This window comes from Aminobacter sp. P4_D5 (genome assembly GCF_056401815.1).
In genome coordinates, this window is sequence record NZ_JBFUIP010001448.1 from 1 (window position 1) to 510 (window position 510).

Consider the following 510-nt stretch of genomic DNA (forward strand, 5'->3'; position numbering starts at 1 on the left):
GGCCATTACCGTGCCGCTGCGCAACGGAGCGGAACTTGTCATGGACATGGCGACGAGCCCGGCCGCCGCGCTCATGGCGCAAGGTGGCGCGCGGATCAGCGGCGAGGGTCGGTTCCGTCTGGTCCTCGATTGCCCCGCACGCTGAAAAGATGGTCCGACGAGGGACAGGTCACGGCGCATGCGCCGGCCGGTTACATGTCACCACCGATCAACGGTCGTTGGTCGGTGTTGAACATGCTGTGATGTGCGGAGAACGATGGCGTCAGTCGAGCTCGTCATTGACGATGCGCCGCGGTGGATCGAGTGCGTTGGACATGAGGYCGAGCCGCTCGAGTTTCTCGCGGATGATGGCCTCTAGCTCCGCAGCGTTCATGTCCCCGGGCAGCTGCTGACCAACGTGGAACTCATGCTTCTCGCGCCAWCCCGCRCGCGCCTTCATCCAGAAGATCGCCGCCGCGACATTCTTTCCGGCGGTGGCCATCTGAAACARCGACTGCGCCACCTTGGTCG

1 pseudogene is annotated in these 510 nt (G+C 64.2%); it reads right to left on the reverse strand.

The features are described 5' to 3' along the window. Positions 1 to 262 precede the first annotated feature (262 nt). Positions 263 to 510 (reverse strand): annotated as a pseudogene (locus tag AC1DWF_RS38895) (hypothetical protein); the annotation flags it as partial.